This is a genomic window from Tepidanaerobacter sp. EBM-38 (assembly GCA_001896545.1).
Taxonomy (GTDB): Bacteria; Bacillota; Thermosediminibacteria; order Thermosediminibacterales; family Tepidanaerobacteraceae; genus Tepidanaerobacter.
Window position 1 is genome coordinate 1 of record MPOT01000005.1, and the last position, 16,583, is coordinate 16,583.

Below are 16,583 nucleotides of genomic sequence, written 5' to 3' on the forward strand. Positions count from 1 at the left end.
ACAAAAAAATTTTTAGTTTTTTATTGTATATATATTCAAAACATTTTTTACGATAATATTTTAAAGTTTGCCTATTTTTTCCCTAAGTATGATATCATTATTAGTAAGCAAATAAAAGAAAGAGGTAGGTTCTGCTATGAATGTAAAGGAAGATACAACAAAGAGAGGAGATATGTTCTATGAAACGATTGATAAAGCACTATGCAGTGTTGAAAATCTTGGGTACATAGATTTAGTTATCGGGATTCCGTTTTACAACGAAAAGGAAAGCATAAAGCATGTTTTGAAAATAGTAGAGGAAGGGCTTAAGGCATTTCCTGATATAACAAAACTTATAGTATGTGTTGGGGCTCCTGAAGGCAAGGAAGCACTAGAAGTTATTAAAAATGTTGATATACAAGTGCCAAACATCTCATTTATAATGGATTCGGGCATAAATGGCAGAGGATTCAGTATAATGGCTATAATGGAGATTGCAAAAAGGCTTGAGGCCGATGCCATAATTCTAAAAGCTGATCTCGTGACAGAGGATGAGCAAGGATTTAAGCCATCTTGGATAGAGGAACTGGTATACCCGCTTACAGAAGGTTATGATGCGGTTTTTGCAAGTTTTAAGAGACATTATTTTGAAAACACTACAGGAAACCTATTTGTAAAACCTATTCTTGAAACAATGTATGGGTATAGCTTAAATGATCCTTTGGCGGGCATATATGGAATTGCACATGACCTTTTGGAGGATTATTGCATGGAAGCAGCCCATTGGTATAGCTATATAGGGGGATATGGCATAGACCCTTGGCTGGTAACCCGGGCGATTGTATGGAATAAAAGAATTTGTGAAGTAAGCCTTGGAGCAACACTTGCTCCCCAATCCATGATTAAGGTCACTTATTTATTTAAAGAAATAGCAAGGTCGCTGTTTGAGTGTATTATAAATGATCAAGACCATTGGCTGACCCAACGCAATATTCTTGAATACCCTGCCAGATTGCTGCTGCATTCACTAGAAAGCAAGGATACGCCGAAAGAAGTATTCTATAAGCTTACTGACTTTATACAGGCATTTAAATCAGGATATGAGAGATATGAAATAATATATAAAACAATATTGCCCGAAGAATCAGCCCGTTTAGCATATGAAATTTACAATCTTAATTATGAGAATTTTGAGTTTGATGAGCTGACGTGGTCGAGATTTGTATATCAGTTTTTGCAGGCGTACTGCTTTGATAAAAAAGTATCAAAAGAAGATATTCTAGCTGCTTTAACAGTGATATATGAAGGGCGTATAGCAGGTTATACGAAACAGGTTAGAAAATTTAGAGATTGTTTTATGAATATCGAGGGCTTAGATGTAGATGAGCTTGTATATAAAAAAGCAGTTGATTTTCATATGGCTCAGATAGAAACATTATTAAGTTTAAAAGACGGTTTTATTGAAACATGGGTTAAAAAATCTACTGAAACAGAACCACCTATAACTCCATTAGATTATATAGAATTTATTCCAGGCGTACCTGTAGTATTACCTAAACAGTTAAAAAATTTAAACGGCGAAATTGTATGGACAAATGGAATTTTTAACGAAATAAGAAAAAAATATTATCGTGATTTTAATAATTATATCTATGACAGCTTAAAAATACCTAAAACCTGTCTTTCATCAGATATAGTTGATGGTGTAAGTGCGTTTATGGCACGGCTAGAAGATGTTGTAGATAGATTGTTTCCCGGTGATTTATACTCTCACCAAGGTGTTGTAGAAACCGTAAATAAAATAATCGAGCTCATACCCTGCGGCAAGGTTTTGGTAGTCAAGGCTGAAGTTTTAAAAAAATTACTTTATGAATTTGCACCACTTAATCTTTTAATAAGTTTGGGATATGCGAATGTAAGCGAGTTATTAAATGATATGAGTCCGCGAAAGGCCTTGACTTTAGCGAGTATTGTAGAAGAAAGAGCATATATGGATAGAATAAATCTTTGGCTTGAAGATAATCTCAGGCCGGATAACATGGAAAAAGTTGATATAGAAACAATTATAGTTAGCAAGGATACACTGCCCAACTTGTCTGGGATGAAGAATATAAGTAGCTTAAATAAGATAACAGGTACAATTCTGATAAGCAGCTTAAGTAAAGGCATGGGAGGCAAGTATCCTAAGCTCCTTTATTTTACACATATCATGAAGAACATAATTGAGGCTGAGCATTATGCATATATATGGGAATCATATGCCAAAGAACGCAGGAATTTTGGGATTAAAGTAATTAATTCTATTGTAGGTCACCACGGAAGGGATATATTTTCAGCCCACAATATATTTGAAAATTGGCACCAAAGGGAATTTGTATTGAGGCTGAAAAAATTAGTGAAAGAACTTGAGCTACAGGGATTAAATGCGGAGGCTGAGGCTATTTCATTAATGGCAGAAGGATATGGTTTATCGCTTACCCTTGAAGACGGAACCTTCGTTCCATGTTCGGCATGGAGCTGGGCCAGTTATAGCTTTAAAGGTGGGGAAGGTGTGCCGACTCCTCTTTCGCTGCATGTGGAGAGAAACTGGTTTAATACTGAACTTTTAGAGGAGATATGCAGGCAGATGGGTTATAAACCCGGAGAAATAATGGAACGCGTATTTCAGCTCATGGGAGAGGGCAAGGAGAGCTATGACCTTGCAAATATTTTATTAAAAGTTAAACCATATAGTGATGCCGTGATAGTGCAAGATATAGAAAATTGGCCTCCAGCAGGAAAACTTTTACGCTATGAGCATAATCCCATATTAGAGCCTATACCGGAACATCAGTGGGAATCAAAGTATGTGCTTAATGCAGCAACTATCCGGATAGAGGACATGGTTTATATACTCTACAGGGCATTTGGCGATGATAATATTTCAAGGATTGGTATGGCTATATCGGATGGATATAATATATTGGAAAGATTGCCAGAGCCTATATTTTACCCCAAAACCGATGAGGAAAAGAAGGGCTGCGAAGATCCGCGTACGGTTATAATCGGTGATGAAATATATATGCTGTACACAGCTTATGATGGCGTTGTAGCACAAATAGCTGCAGCATCTATCGGTATTGAAGATTTTTTAAAAAGGGATTTTAGCAAATGGAAAAGACTTGGCCTTGCCTTTCCTAATGTATGGAATAAGGATGCTATACTTTTTCCCGAGAAAATTAACGGTCAATATGTCTTGTATCATAGGATAGAACCAAGTATCTGGGCATCATACTCAAACGAACTTAAATTCCCATGGTCTAGGAACGGCCATAAGATAATCATAGGTCCAAGAGCCGGTATGATGTGGGACTCTCTTAAGATTGGCGCAGGTTCACAACCGATAAAGACAGTCTATGGATGGCTGCTTATATATCACGGTGTTGATGACAATCTGGTATATAGGCTGGGCGTGATACTTGTTGATTTAAATGATCCCAGCAGATTGTTATATCGATCTCCAAATCCTATTCTATCGCCGCAAATGTCCTATGAAGTAGGCAACGATTCATCAACATGGGTACCCAATGTGGTATTTACATGTGGTGCGGTGCCGACTGAAGACAAAGATATATTAGAAGCAGATGACGAAATTTTGGTATATTATGGGGCTGCAGATACTTATTTATGTGTTGCATATGCAACAGTTAAAGACTTAATACCCGATGAAATAAGAAGGAAAATCTAAAAGAAGTAAAAAATAACGGGGCTGTTGCATAATGCATGAAATCCCCGTATAAAATTCAAAGCCATGCATTAATGTAAATGTAGCGATGAAACTACATTATGTGCATGGCTTTTATTTTTATTTATTAGGTTCGATAAAAAATATTATTTTACTGTACAAAGTCAGTTTTGCAACAATTTCTTTATACTGCTGGAATATAACTGATTCTGTTATTTTCTGATAACATTGCTGTCATGATTTGATAAGTAAGCAGAAAGCTTACAAGAGCTTCAGCACCCTGGTTCATGTTCAGACCATCGTAAACGAGGGCATCATGGCATCCGCCTGATTTTTCATTATATAATTGCAGACCGTGTATATTTTTTCCCCAATACCAATTATATGAGATATTTGCCTTTGAGATATATTCCTTTTTTCCCGTAGCAGTATATCCTTGAACACAGGCTAATATAATAGAAGCTGCGTCAACTGGCTGCTGGTCAAAATCAGGCAAACTTCCATTTTTTTGCCACCAACCCTTATTTCCTACAATAGACAGATAACCGTTTTTTAAAAGTGAATCTGTTAGAAAGCCTAGAGACTCCTCGGCAATATCAAGAGAGCTTCTATCATTTGAGATTGTGTAATATGAAAACAGGGAATGGGGCAGCACCGCATTGCAGTAAGTAAGGTATTCCTCAAACCATTTCCAATCTTTAGTTTCATTATTACTGTATGCTTTCTTCAATTGGCTAGCTATGTCATTTGCAAGCTTATAAATATCAGGGCGAATATATCCGTTGCTTATTAAAAATGTAAGACCTATTAATGAATACGCAATTGCTCTTAAACTGCTAAAGCCTGATATAGCAGGCAAGGCTTTTTCCAAAACAGTCTTTGCTTTACTTTTTACATTATCGGATGCATTGCCGCTGCACAATGCGTAACAACAAGCTAGAAAAGCTCTTCCTATGCTATCTTCAGAATCAATAGTTGTAAAAAAAGCATCCTCGATTTTTAAATTTACGAAACTGCCATCTGAACGTTGAGCATTTTTTAGAAAATCTATATAAGTCTTAGCAAATTTTCTGCCTTCTGTGTTCATATTTAAAGCAACAAGGAGGGCTCTGGCATTATCATCTACAGTATAACCGCTTTTCTTCAGAGGTGTATCATATTTTGCAAATTGTATTATACCTGTATCATCGGTCATTTTATCAAGATACTTAAAAGAAATCCCAATACTCATTAACTTATCCCTCCACAGTTCGAGCATTAAGAAGCAATTGATTTAAAAAATTTATATATTGTTTTGCTACATTACTCCAAGTCATTTTTTCGCCAAGGTGGTGCGTTTTTTGTTCAAGATTTTGTTTTAACACTGGGTCATTAATTATTTTTTCGATTAAGGCGGCAAGCTCCGAAGGGTTATTGCTGTCCTGAGCTATAAGTCCTCTTCCGTCACCAAGTATCTCAATTGCGTATTCATAAGGAGTGGATACTATAGCTCTTCCGCAGCCAACAGCGTAAGTCAATGTACCGCTTACGGCTTGGTCTTTATTAGGATATGGAGTTACATATACGTCTGTCATATAAAGATAATCACCCAATTTATCCAATGGCAGATATTGATTGACAAATTCTATATTTTCGGTTAACCCTAAATTTTCAACTAAATTTAGAAGCAAATTTCTATAAGATTCGCCGTATTTCTTAGAAAGAGATGGATGAGTCTTGCCAAGCACAAGATATAATATATTTGGGTATTTCTGCACAAGCTTACTGAGGGCCTTTATACAGTTTTCAATACCCTTTCCAGGACCCAAAAATCCAAAAGTAGAAACTATGATTTTGCCTGTATATCCGTATTGCTGCTTAAGATATTCCCTATCTTTTGGCTCAAAGTAAGGGACACCGTGAGGTATTACACATAGTTTGGATTTTGGAATATGGTAAATGTTTTCTAAAAGCCCGGCAGCTCTTTTAGTCATACAACTAACACCGATTGCCATACTTCCCAATTCAGCAAGTACCTGTTTTTGACCAAGACTTGGTTTCGGCAAAACGGTATGGGTAATGACTATAAAGGGTTTTTCAAGCTTTTTGGCAAAATCAAGGACGTAACTGCCGTCAGGTCCGCCGAATATTCCATATTCGTGCTGAATTATTACGATGTCTATCGAAGATTCATTTACAAAGCCTGCAGCAGATATGAAACTTGCTCTTTCATCTTGATTTATTTGAAAAACAACTTCAGTTGGATAATCATAGTTGGCATTGTTATCTGTAATAGCAAGAATTTCTACATTTTCATTAAAGCGAATAAGATTATCCCTAAGGTCGCTGGAAAATGAGGCTATGCCGCATTCTCTCGGCGGATAAGTGCTTAAAATAGCTATATTCATTAAAAATCACTCCTCTAATTAAATTTTTAAGCCATAAGGCACCTCCCGCGTATAAGATAGTTACAGTTTAATTACTGCATTTCCATTCCCATCTCACATGTCTTGTGAGATAATATGGTACAGATAGATACCGCAGTTTTCCTCCTCATACACTATAGACAGTTTTGCACTATTGGAAATAAATCTGAGATCTTCTTTGACATACAGCTTGTCCATCAAACCTACTTATACAGGTTGCAAGAATAATAATGACCCTTCTTTAATAAATAAAAGCTGTCATCTAAAGCAGAACTCCCAGTAGATAAAAATACAGTAAAATATGTTATTTTATTATAATTATACCAGATATTTCAGTCTATTTCAATAAAATATAAGATGGCCGGATACTGCCTGTTCTGAAGTTGCAGAATTTTATATTTTCTGATTGCAACTATTTGACAGTATGGTATACTCATAATTACAAGAAATATAGCTTGAACAGGAGTGAGTTTTGTGGAGGAGCTATATAATTCAATATTTCGCCGCAAATCTATCCGAAAATATGATATGAGCCTGCTTCCGTCTGATGTGCTTTCAGAGATAAAACAGTATGCAAGCAATGTCAAGCCGCTTGTACCGACAATCAAAACGGATTTTTCTTATCTTACCGCTGAAAACATCAAAAATCCTTTGCCGGTAAAGGCACCTCATTATATTTGTATTTATTCCGAAAAAGCAGAGCGCTATTTAATGAACGCAGGTTTTATGCTGCAGCAAGTTGATCTCTATTTATCTGCAAAGAGCATCGGTAGTTGCTGGTTGGGTATGGCAAAACCCGCAAGTGGAGCTTTGCTCAAGATGAATGGCATGGATTTTGTTATAATGCTTGCCTTTGGAAACGCTGCAGAACCATTGCATAGGGCAAGTATATCGGAGTTTAAACGAAAAGCTCAAAATGAAATAAGTACCTTAAGCGAAGCTTCCGACATTTTAAATGCCGTACGTCTTGCTCCCTCTGCAACAAACAGTCAACCTTGGTTTTTCACAGGAAATGCTGAAAGGATACAGGTCCACAGAGTTAAGCTGGGAACTGTTAAAGCTATCATATATGATAAGTTAAACCAGATTGATATTGGGATTGCTCTATGCCATCTTTATATAGCCGCAAGGGAAAAAGGTAAAAATGTTGAGTTTTTATATGATAAAAATGATGAAGGCAAAGCACCCAAGGGTTATGAGTATATGATGACTGCTGTGCTATATTAGTGTCAATACTGTAAATTCCTCGATATTCCGGGCTTGACGAATTAGAAGTTTTGTTATAAAATATAGAATGTCTGACGGTGAAAGTCAGGCATACAATGACGCGGGGTGGAGCAGTCTGGTAGCTCGTCGGGCTCATAACCCGGAGGTCGTCGGTTCAAATCCGGCCCCCGCAACCAATATAATAATGGATAGTGAGAAGTGAACAGCGAATCGCGCATTCAACCTCACATGCTACATTCCTATCCGTGGCGGCGTAGCTCAGGTGGCTAGAGCATGCGGTTCATACCCGCAGTGTCCGGGGTTCAAATCCCTGCGCCGCTACCATACATGGCCCTGTGGTCAAGTGGTTAAGACATCGCCCTTTCACGGCGGTATCAGGGGTTCGAGTCCCCTCAGGGTCACCAAATTGTAAAACAAGTCGCATTTTGAGCGGCTTATTTTTTTGTCAATCTAAAGCAGTCAATCTGCTTTTTTGTTTTATGCTTTACAATGTTGTCGCTCTTAGCATAATTCAGTTCGATTTTGTCGCATAATTTTATTGGATAGTTTCGTAATATTGACAATATTTACACCCGCCTTTCGATATAATAAAAGTTACCGAATACATCAAGGAAGGTGGATAAACTTGATTAACCGAGCACAGCTTAAGTGGTATGATTATTTGGGGCAAAAATCGGATGAATTTCATAACACACCTTTTGCATCGGCATCATTAAAACCTTTGGCAAAGGAAGTTATACCGGTATGCATAATTGCTTATCTTTTCGGCATGGCCTCTATAAACGGGCTTTATCCCTTCGCCCTTTCTTTTATGGCAGCAAATTTACTTTATCGAAAAGAATATATACTCCCCGGAATTTTTTCATTTTTGGGCACCTTAATGGCAATGAAAAGCCTGTCATCATTTCGATATTTATGTGCGATGGGTATTTTTCTGCTGATTTATAATCAATTAAATAGGATAAATTGGAAAAATGAATTTCTATTTGGCACAGCAGTGTTTGTTTCAAATATGTTTGCAGGTGCGGTATTTTTGATTAATCGTGCAGTTTCACCATATGATATATTTTTGCTTATATTAGAATCAGGCATGGCTTGTGTTATGACATTTATGATTTCAGGAGGTATGCCTTGGATATTTAATGAGCAGGTTCAACCTATAGAAAGAAATATATGTATGGCTATGTTGGCGGGAGTAATCCTGTCTATTGCCAGAAATTTCGTATTTTTAAACATGAATGTTCGTGATATTATAGGGGTATTTTTAGTTTTATTGCTGGCATTGGCAAATGGTTCCGGAGCAGGAGCGGCAGCAGGAATCATCGTAGGGATAACCGGTTTTTCCTTGAGCCTGTCACCGTGGTCAACTGCTATAATGGCGTTTTCAGGTCTTGTATCGGGTGCTTTTAATAAACTTGGGAAAATTGGTGTGATAACGGGCTTCTCATTGGGGTATTTATTATACAATTTTAATGTAAATTCTATAGGGACATTTATAATATCACCGAAGACTTTAGCCGCATCTTTTGCATTGCTTTTAATTTTACCGCAAGCCATTATAAAAAGAGTAAAGTTATACATTAGCAACCCTTGTAACGATGCACAAATAAAAGCCTACAATCTTGAAGAACGAGCAAGAGATCGACTTCATGAATTAGCTTCACTGTTAAATGACCTGGGAGGTGTATTTAAAGAGATTTTTGTGAAAGATGAAGACCGAGTTCTACCGTCGGAATATCTGGACTCTGTCTGTCGTAAAGTGCAGCTTATGATTTGTTCGGATTGCGGCATGCGCAGGATTTGTTGGGAAAAAGAACTTAAACGCACAATGGGAGCTTTTTATACATTAATTAAACATCATGAAGGAATATATGATAGAAAGGAGATTCCCTTTCTGTTTAAATCTCGCTGCAGTCAAACCGAAAAGATAAAGGAGATTGTCAAAGAAAGCAGTAATCTTTTTAAGATAACATGTCAGATGGATAATATTATAAAGTATAACCAAGAATTAATACAGGAATATTTCGCAAGAGCGGCGGATGTAGTCGAGGCAATGGCAGCAGGCGCATGGGAAGAGGACTATGAAATAAATATAGATGATGAACTTTTAGAAAGACTTTCCGGATTGGATATAAGTGTAGAGCGAATATATACTGATTATAGTAATGACAGACTATGTGTTAACATAATAAAATCTCCATGTGAAAACACTAAGCAATGCAAAACCTTAATTCCAACGGCGGTATCTGATGCGCTAGGCAGAAAAATGAGCACTAAAGTCGTAGATTGTCCGTTAAAAAGCGGAAATTCGATGTGCCGTTTAAAGATTACATCAAATGGGGTGCTGGATGTATGTGTAGGAGTGGCTGGTGTAGCGAAAGAAGGTCAAAATGTTTCGGGAGATGGATTTTCTTATTTGGAATTAAAGGAAGGCAGGTATATGCTAGCTTTATGTGATGGTATGGGCGTAGGAGAAAATGCGGCACGGCATAGCGAAAAAACACTGACATTGTTGGAACGACTGTCAGAAGCAGGATGTGCTCAGGAAACAGTGCTAAAGGTAACCAATTCGGCCATGATTGCGGTTAATCGCGATGAAAGCTTTTCAACTATAGATATGGCTCTGATTGATACAGCAAGTGGGATAGCAAAATTTATTAAAGCCGGTGCACCGGCAGGATTTATAAAGCGTGGTACGAAGATAGAGGTAATTAAAGGTGGAAGCCTGCCTTTAGGAATAATAGATGAAATTTCTCCTAAGATTACCGAAAAAACAGTGCGGCCGGGCGATATGATAGTAATGGTAACAGATGGAATCATAGATGCACTGTCAAACGGACAAAATGGCGAGGAAATGCTCAGCCGATTTCTGCGTGAAACAAAAACAGCTAACCCTCAAGAAATGGCTGAAAAAGTTTTAAAGAAGGCAAAGGAAAAGAACAGCATAAGGGACGATATGACCGTCCTTGCGGCAAGAATATGGGAGAAAAAGTTAAGTTAGTTATGCAAAACGGTTTTATCACAAGGAGGTAGCAGAAAACTCATATCAAACTTTCTGAGTTGATATTTACGTTAACAAAGCTTATTATTAATATAGATGTTATTTTTTTCATATTGAAAAATAATTACTATTGTAGCATTACCTCAAAATAAATAGAACTTTGGGAAATGTAAAAAAATATTATAGGAAGAAATATAAAAAGATGAATATTTTTCAGCAGTTTTTAGAAACCATAAGAAAATATGACATGATTCAAAAGAAAGACAAAGTCATTGTGGCAGTTTCCGGCGGGCCTGATTCTGTTTGCCTGCTTCACCTTTTTATGACCTTCAAGAGTGAATTAGATATCAGTCTTTATGCCGCTCATTTGGATCATATGTTTCGCGGGCAGGAATCAGAAGAGGATGCCTGCTTTGTAAAGGCTTTGTGTGATAGATGGGGTGTTCCCCTTTTCAGTGAAAATATCAATGTACCTGAATATGTTAAAAAATCCGGCCTTTCTCCTGAAGATGCGGCACGGCGTGTGCGGTATGATTTTTTCGAACGAGTCAGAAAACAAACAGGTGCGCAAAGGGTAGCCACCGGGCATAATAGAAATGACCATGAAGAAACGATACTTATGAATATATTCAGGGGTGCCGGGCTGGACGGACTCATCGGTATAGAACCGGTTCGAGACTGCTACATAAGACCGCTTATCGAGATACCGAGAGAAGATATTGAAAGATATCTTAAACATGAGGAAATTCCCTTCAGAATCGATGCCACAAATCTTACCACAGATTATTTCAGAAACAGTATCCGCCTTGAACTTATGCCGCTTATAAGACACAAATATTGTCCCCATTTAGGCAAGTCCCTGCGGCGCCTATCGGAGATTGCAAGGAGAGACCTTTCCTTCATGGAACAAGAAACAGAAAAAGCCCATGCAAATGTAATCAAGTATGAGCCTGCAAAAGTGATAATAGATGTAAAAAAGTTTTCCAAGCTGCATGAAGCTATTAAATATCGCTTGACAAGGCTAGCAGTTGAGAACCTTACAGGGGATGTAAAAGATTTTGAAGCAAGGCATGCGAAATTATTAGTGGATTTTATCGAAAGAGCTTCACCCGGCAGTTTGCTTGACATGCCTAAAAACCTTCAGGGATTGAAGGAGTATGAGCATTGCATTCTTTCAAAAGAAGTTTTTGATTATCCCGCCGATTATTGCTACATCCTTGAAGTTCCCGGCGAGATAAATATACGGGAAACAGGTATTACCTTAAAAGCATATATAGAAACTTACGGCGAAAAAACTAAAATAAACACCGAGCTGACAATTGCCTGCTTAGATTATGATAAAATCAATTCGAATTTAGTTGTAAGAAACAGAAGACCCGGAGATAGATTCAAACCCCTTGGGTGCATTGGATTTAAAAAATTGAAAGATTTCTTTATTGACGAAAAGATTCCCCAAAGAAAAAGAAATCAAATCCCTATTGTAGAAGCAGGGGGTAATATTATTTGGGTAGGCGGCATGAGGATTGACGATAGATTTAAGGTGACTAAAGAAACTACGAGAGTTTTGGTTTTGGTGGTGCAAGGGCTTTGAATTAAAATGACGTACTCAACTTTCCCAGCCTAAATTTCCGGAGCGAACCTTGATAAATCAACACTTTCGAGCAAACAAATTTAATTTATTTTTCCAAAATAAATGCAGCAAGGTAGGAAAGCTGGGTAATATAATTAAAAATAAAAATGATTTTAGGAGGAATTTAAATGATATTAGAAAAATTTGATTTATCAGGGAAGGTAGCTATAGTAACTGGTGCCAGAACGGGTTTAGGTCAAGGAATGGCTGTCGGACTGGCTGAAGCCGGAGCAGATCTTGTTATCGTAAATCATTCACCTATGCCGGAAACTGAGAATGAGATTAAAAGATTAGGCAGAAGATGCCTTTCTATTGAGGTCGAACTCTCTGATATAGGTCTGATACCTGAAATAATTGAAAAAACCTTAAACGAATTTAATAAGATAGACATCCTAGTAAATAATGCCGGAATAATTAGAAGAGCTCCGTCTGTTGAATTTACTGAAAAAGACTGGGATGATGTAATGAATTTAAACCTAAAGACAGTGTTCTTCTTAAGTCAGGCTGCGGCAAGAGAAATGATAAAAAATAACGGAGGTAAAATAATTAATATCGCATCGATGTTATCATTTCAAGGAGGCATACTTGTGCCATCTTATGCCGCCAGCAAGGGAGGAGTTGCTTCTTTAACAAAAACATTAGCAAATGAGTGGGCCGCATACAATATCAATGTAAATGCCATTGCTCCAGGGTATATGGATACTAATAATACAGAGCCGATTAGAAAAGACGAGGGAAGAAACAAATCTATCATTGAGAGGATACCCGCAGCTAGATGGGGACTTCCTAAAGATTTAAAAGGTGCTGTAGTTTATCTTGCTTCAGAGGCATCAAATTATGTAACCGGGCATATTTTATGCGTAGATGGGGGGTGGCTGGCAAGATAATAAGCTAAAAACGCATTGACTTAAAAGGAAATAGCAAAATTACGACTAAAAATAAGGAGGGATTATTTCTAAAAGAAAAATAGATATATTAAATTCAAAACTAAATACGTGAAACTGTGTTGAATAAAGAATTTATATTGTAAAATGTCTGATCATAAAAGCTGACACATATATAATAAACAGTTTTATAGTATAAATCCCCCTTTCGCTTTGAAATACACAGGTAAAGTGGACACTAAGGATGCCGAGAAATTTACAATTAAGGGCACCCTTATATATATGAAATTGTTCTGGACCATAAGTTGCCTGGGCTACTTTAATTATTCTTTAAGTCATACATGAAATATTTAAAAATAATAATAGAAGTAGTTAATAAAAACAGAAAGGGGGAAGAAATTTATGTCAGCATCTTATTTTAAAAAACATGTTTTAGTGTTAGTGTGTTTACTGGTGCTATTTATAGCATTAAGTGGATGCGGTCAGGGGCCGCCGAAGGGTGAGCAGGATGAGGATACCCAAGAAGAAACCAAACAAGAAACAATGGTATTAAAGCTTGCAGAAGTCCAGCCTGAAGATTACCCCACAACTATTGGCGATAAGGAAATGGCAAGAATTGTTGAGGAGAAGACGAATGGCAGAATAAAGATTGATGTTTATGCTGGCGGACAATTAGGAGATGAGAAGTCTGTAATCGAGGCCGTTCAGCTGGGCGGAATAGATTTTGCAAGGATTAATTCTCAACCATTATCAGAGTTTTCAAAGTATTTAGGAGTTTTTTCCATGCCTTACCTGTTCGATGATGAAGACCACTTTTGGAGGGTAATGAACGGCCCTATCGGTGAGGAGATTCTAGATGGATTAGAAAAAGACGATATGATCGGCCTTACTTATTATGATAACGGTTCCAGGAGCTTTTACAATAGAATAAGAGAAGTAAGAACTCCTGCAGATATGAAGGGAATGAAAATAAGAATCCAGCAATCTGAGATTATGGTTGAACTAATTGAGTGTCTTGGCGCATCTGCAACACCGATGCCTTTCGGCGAAGTGTACAGTGCGCTGCAAACAGGAGTAATTGAGGGAGCAGAAAATAACTATCCGAGTTATTATACAACTTCTCACTATGAAGTTGCAAAGTATTTTACGCTTGACCATCATACCAGAGTTCCTGAGGTGGTCATTGCATCTAAGGCATTATGGGATAAATTAAGTGAAGAAGACAGGGCAATTATAAAAGAAGCGGCTAGAGCTTCTCAAGACGTTCAAAGAGAAGCGTGGAAACAATATGAGAAAATGGCTGAAGAAAAAGTAATAGCTCATGGCTGTATTATTACTGAAGTTGAAGATATGAAAATGTGGCAAGATGCGATGGCACCGTTATACGACAAATACGCAGGAGAAGACGAAGAGCTGATAGAGAAAATAAAGCAAGCTAGATAAAATCCAAATGGTGATATAGTTTAATTTATCGTCGATTCGGCTGCCGCAGCAGTAATCATTAAAGAAAAACATTAATAAAAAATTTATATAATAAAATTCTAATTGGAGGTTTATTAAATGCTGGATGTTAGATACGCTTCAAGTAACAAAGATGCAAAAAGTTATGATACTGCGAGGCTTAGAGAAGAGTATCATATTGATGGGCTTTTCAAGAAAGATGATATTAGATTAGTATATTCTCACTTTGACAGGATAATTGCAGGTTCAGTCTGCCCTGCTGAAAGAGAGTTAAAACTAGAAGCAGGAAAAGAAATAGGAGCAGAATACTTTCTTGAAAGAAGAGAGCTTGGAGTTATCAATATTGGAGAAAAAGGCATTGTTTCTCTTGATGGAAAAGATTATGAGCTAGGAGCAAGAGATGGACTTTATGTAGGTAAGGGAACAAAAGATATAGTTTTTAAATCAATAGATAAAAGCAAGCCTGCAAAGTTTTATATAAATTCTGCGCCGGCACATAAAACCTTCCCAACTGTTAAAATAAATATTAAGGAAGCAAATCCAGTTACTTTAGGTTCGAAAGAGGAGCTAAATGAACGAACCATATATCAATACATACATCCGAATGTGTGTGAGTCATGCCAATTACTAATGGGTATGACAATGCTTAAAGAAGGCAGTGTGTGGAATACAATGCCTTGTCATACACACGATCGCAGGATGGAAGTATACATTTATTTTGATATGGCTGATGATGCACTGGTATTTCATATGATGGGAGAACCTCAAGAAACCAGACACATTATAATGAGAAACGAAGAAGCCGTAATTTCACCTTCCTGGTCTATTCATTCAGGCGTCGGAACTCAAAAGTACACCTTTATATGGGGAATGGTAGGTGAAAATCAAGCATTTGATGACATGGACCACATAGATAATAAAGATCTATTCTAAGAAACTTATCCTAATGGTTACTTAAATGAAAAATGCATTAAAAATAGGAATAAACACCCATTTAGCCTGACTGTTAAGTACAGCAACGGCTAAATGGGTGTTATTTTTGGTATAAATTCTAATTGCTAACACTTTAATAAATCCGTTTATTAGTTATCCGAGTAACTTATTTCTATTTCTTACCAATATTGTTGTCATATGACATTTTATCATCCTTTATTCATTTATACTTTATGTCTATATTATCTTTTACATCTTTCTTATCGCTAGAATCTAATTGGCGGAATTTTTGAATTAATATATATTTACTTCAGTTAAATATATAGCATTTTTACAGCTTAATCCTAACTTACCTTGATGACCTTCGGATTCACAGAATATTTTTATAGTTTAATGGCAGTTGATTGATACTTCAAACTGACTAAGCAATTTGCTTAAAAAAATGTTATAAAATATCAAAAAATTAAACAATATGGCCATAACAAATTATTAGAAATTTTGATATTCTATTGTTAGATTGTAATATATGAAAATACTAAGAAATGTAGGTGCTTTTATGAAGATAATTGTAGCTCCTGATTCATTTAAAGGAAGCTTAACTTCCATGCAAGCAGCAGAAGCTATAGAACGTGGAATAAAAAAAGCAGCTCTAACCAGTAAAGAAAATGTGGAAATCATAAAAGTTCCAATGGCCGATGGGGGAGAAGGTACTGTTGAAGCTATTATAAGTGCGGTTGGAGGTAAAATAATACAAACTAAAGTTTTCGACCCATTAGGCAGGAAGATAGATTCTTTTTTTGGCGTTTTACCTGATAATACAGCGGTTATTGAAATGGCAGCTGCTTCAGGTTTGAATCTCTTAACAGTAGAAGAAAGAAACCCCATGAAAACTACCAGCTATGGCACTGGCCAATTGATAAAAGAGGCACTTGATATTGGCTGCAAAAATATAATAATAGGCATTGGTGGCAGCGCAACAAACGACGGTGGAGTTGGAATGGCTCAAGCTCTTGGAGTAGAATTCTTGGATAAAGAAGGCAAACAAATAGGTTTTGGAGGACAAGAGCTATCTAAAATCTATAAAATTGATATTTCTAATCTGGATATCAGGGTAAAGAATGCAAAATTTACTATTGCCTCAGATGTAAAAAACCCGTTATGCGGTTCCGAAGGCGCATCTGCTATCTATGGTCCGCAAAAAGGCGCAACACCTGAAATGATAAAAATCCTTGACAAAAATCTCGATCATCTTGCAAAAATAATAAAAAGAGATCTTGGCAAGGATATAAAAGACTTGCCGGGAGCAGGAGCTGCAGGGGGCTTGGGAGCAGCTTTGATG

The 16,583-nt window shown here is 36.9% G+C and carries 11 protein-coding genes and 3 tRNA genes; 11 read left to right on the forward strand and 3 right to left on the reverse strand.

Annotated elements, in window-relative coordinates; translation table 11 throughout:
- The first annotated feature begins 136 nt into the window (after positions 1 to 136).
- The gene (locus BUC45_RS00255) at positions 137 to 3,706 is read left to right on the forward strand and encodes a glycosidase (RefSeq protein ID WP_296969226.1); all 3,570 of its coding nucleotides are present in this window, start codon (positions 137 to 139) and stop codon (positions 3,704 to 3,706) included.
- 181 nt (positions 3,707 to 3,887) lie between these two features.
- Here the strand turns inward: BUC45_RS00255 and BUC45_RS00260 are convergent, their stop codons facing one another.
- From BUC45_RS00260 to BUC45_RS00270, 3 genes are all read right to left on the reverse strand, one after another.
- Positions 3,888 to 4,934, reverse strand: a complete 1,047-nt coding sequence (locus tag BUC45_RS00260) for a hypothetical protein (RefSeq protein ID WP_296969229.1) — start codon at positions 4,932 to 4,934, stop codon at positions 3,888 to 3,890.
- Between the two features lie 4 nt (positions 4,935 to 4,938).
- On the reverse strand, positions 4,939 to 6,090 hold the full coding sequence (locus BUC45_RS00265) for a glycosyltransferase family 4 protein (RefSeq protein ID WP_296969232.1): 1,152 nt from the start codon (positions 6,088 to 6,090) through the stop codon (positions 4,939 to 4,941).
- 93 nt (positions 6,091 to 6,183) lie between these two features.
- A complete protein-coding gene (locus tag BUC45_RS00270) occupies positions 6,184 to 6,309 on the reverse strand; it encodes a hypothetical protein (RefSeq protein ID WP_296969234.1) in 126 nt (41 codons plus the stop codon).
- A 273-nt stretch (positions 6,310 to 6,582) separates the two neighbouring features.
- Between BUC45_RS00270 and BUC45_RS00275 the strand changes: the two genes are divergently transcribed.
- The 10 genes from BUC45_RS00275 to BUC45_RS00320 form a co-directional block, all read left to right on the forward strand.
- Complete coding sequence (locus tag BUC45_RS00275; protein ID WP_296969237.1) at positions 6,583 to 7,335, forward strand: nitroreductase family protein; 753 nt, start codon at positions 6,583 to 6,585, stop codon at positions 7,333 to 7,335.
- 99 nt (positions 7,336 to 7,434) lie between these two features.
- Positions 7,435 to 7,511, forward strand: a tRNA-Met gene (locus BUC45_RS00280).
- A gap of 71 nt (positions 7,512 to 7,582) precedes the next feature.
- Positions 7,583 to 7,659: transfer RNA gene (locus BUC45_RS00285), tRNA-Met, on the forward strand.
- A gap of 5 nt (positions 7,660 to 7,664) precedes the next feature.
- Positions 7,665 to 7,739: transfer RNA gene (locus tag BUC45_RS00290), tRNA-Glu, on the forward strand.
- Positions 7,740 to 7,960: 221 nt separating this feature from the next.
- Entirely contained in the window at positions 7,961 to 10,336 is a 2,376-nt protein-coding gene (spoIIE, locus tag BUC45_RS00295; RefSeq protein WP_296969240.1) for a stage II sporulation protein E, read from the forward strand.
- A gap of 202 nt (positions 10,337 to 10,538) precedes the next feature.
- Positions 10,539 to 11,927, forward strand: a complete 1,389-nt coding sequence (gene tilS / locus BUC45_RS00300) for a tRNA lysidine(34) synthetase TilS (protein WP_296969243.1) — start codon at positions 10,539 to 10,541, stop codon at positions 11,925 to 11,927.
- Positions 11,928 to 12,094: 167 nt separating this feature from the next.
- The gene (gene kduD, locus BUC45_RS00305) at positions 12,095 to 12,853 is read left to right on the forward strand and encodes a 2-dehydro-3-deoxy-D-gluconate 5-dehydrogenase KduD (protein ID WP_296969247.1); all 759 of its coding nucleotides are present in this window, start codon (positions 12,095 to 12,097) and stop codon (positions 12,851 to 12,853) included.
- Positions 12,854 to 13,252: 399 nt separating this feature from the next.
- A complete protein-coding gene (locus BUC45_RS00310; protein ID WP_296969249.1) occupies positions 13,253 to 14,293 on the forward strand; it encodes a TRAP transporter substrate-binding protein in 1,041 nt (346 codons plus the stop codon).
- A gap of 117 nt (positions 14,294 to 14,410) precedes the next feature.
- The gene (kduI, locus tag BUC45_RS00315; protein WP_013779190.1) at positions 14,411 to 15,244 is read left to right on the forward strand and encodes a 5-dehydro-4-deoxy-D-glucuronate isomerase; all 834 of its coding nucleotides are present in this window, start codon (positions 14,411 to 14,413) and stop codon (positions 15,242 to 15,244) included.
- A gap of 556 nt (positions 15,245 to 15,800) precedes the next feature.
- Positions 15,801 to 16,583, forward strand: a 783-nt coding sequence (locus BUC45_RS00320) for a glycerate kinase (RefSeq protein WP_366749375.1), incomplete at its 3' end; no start/stop codon positions are given.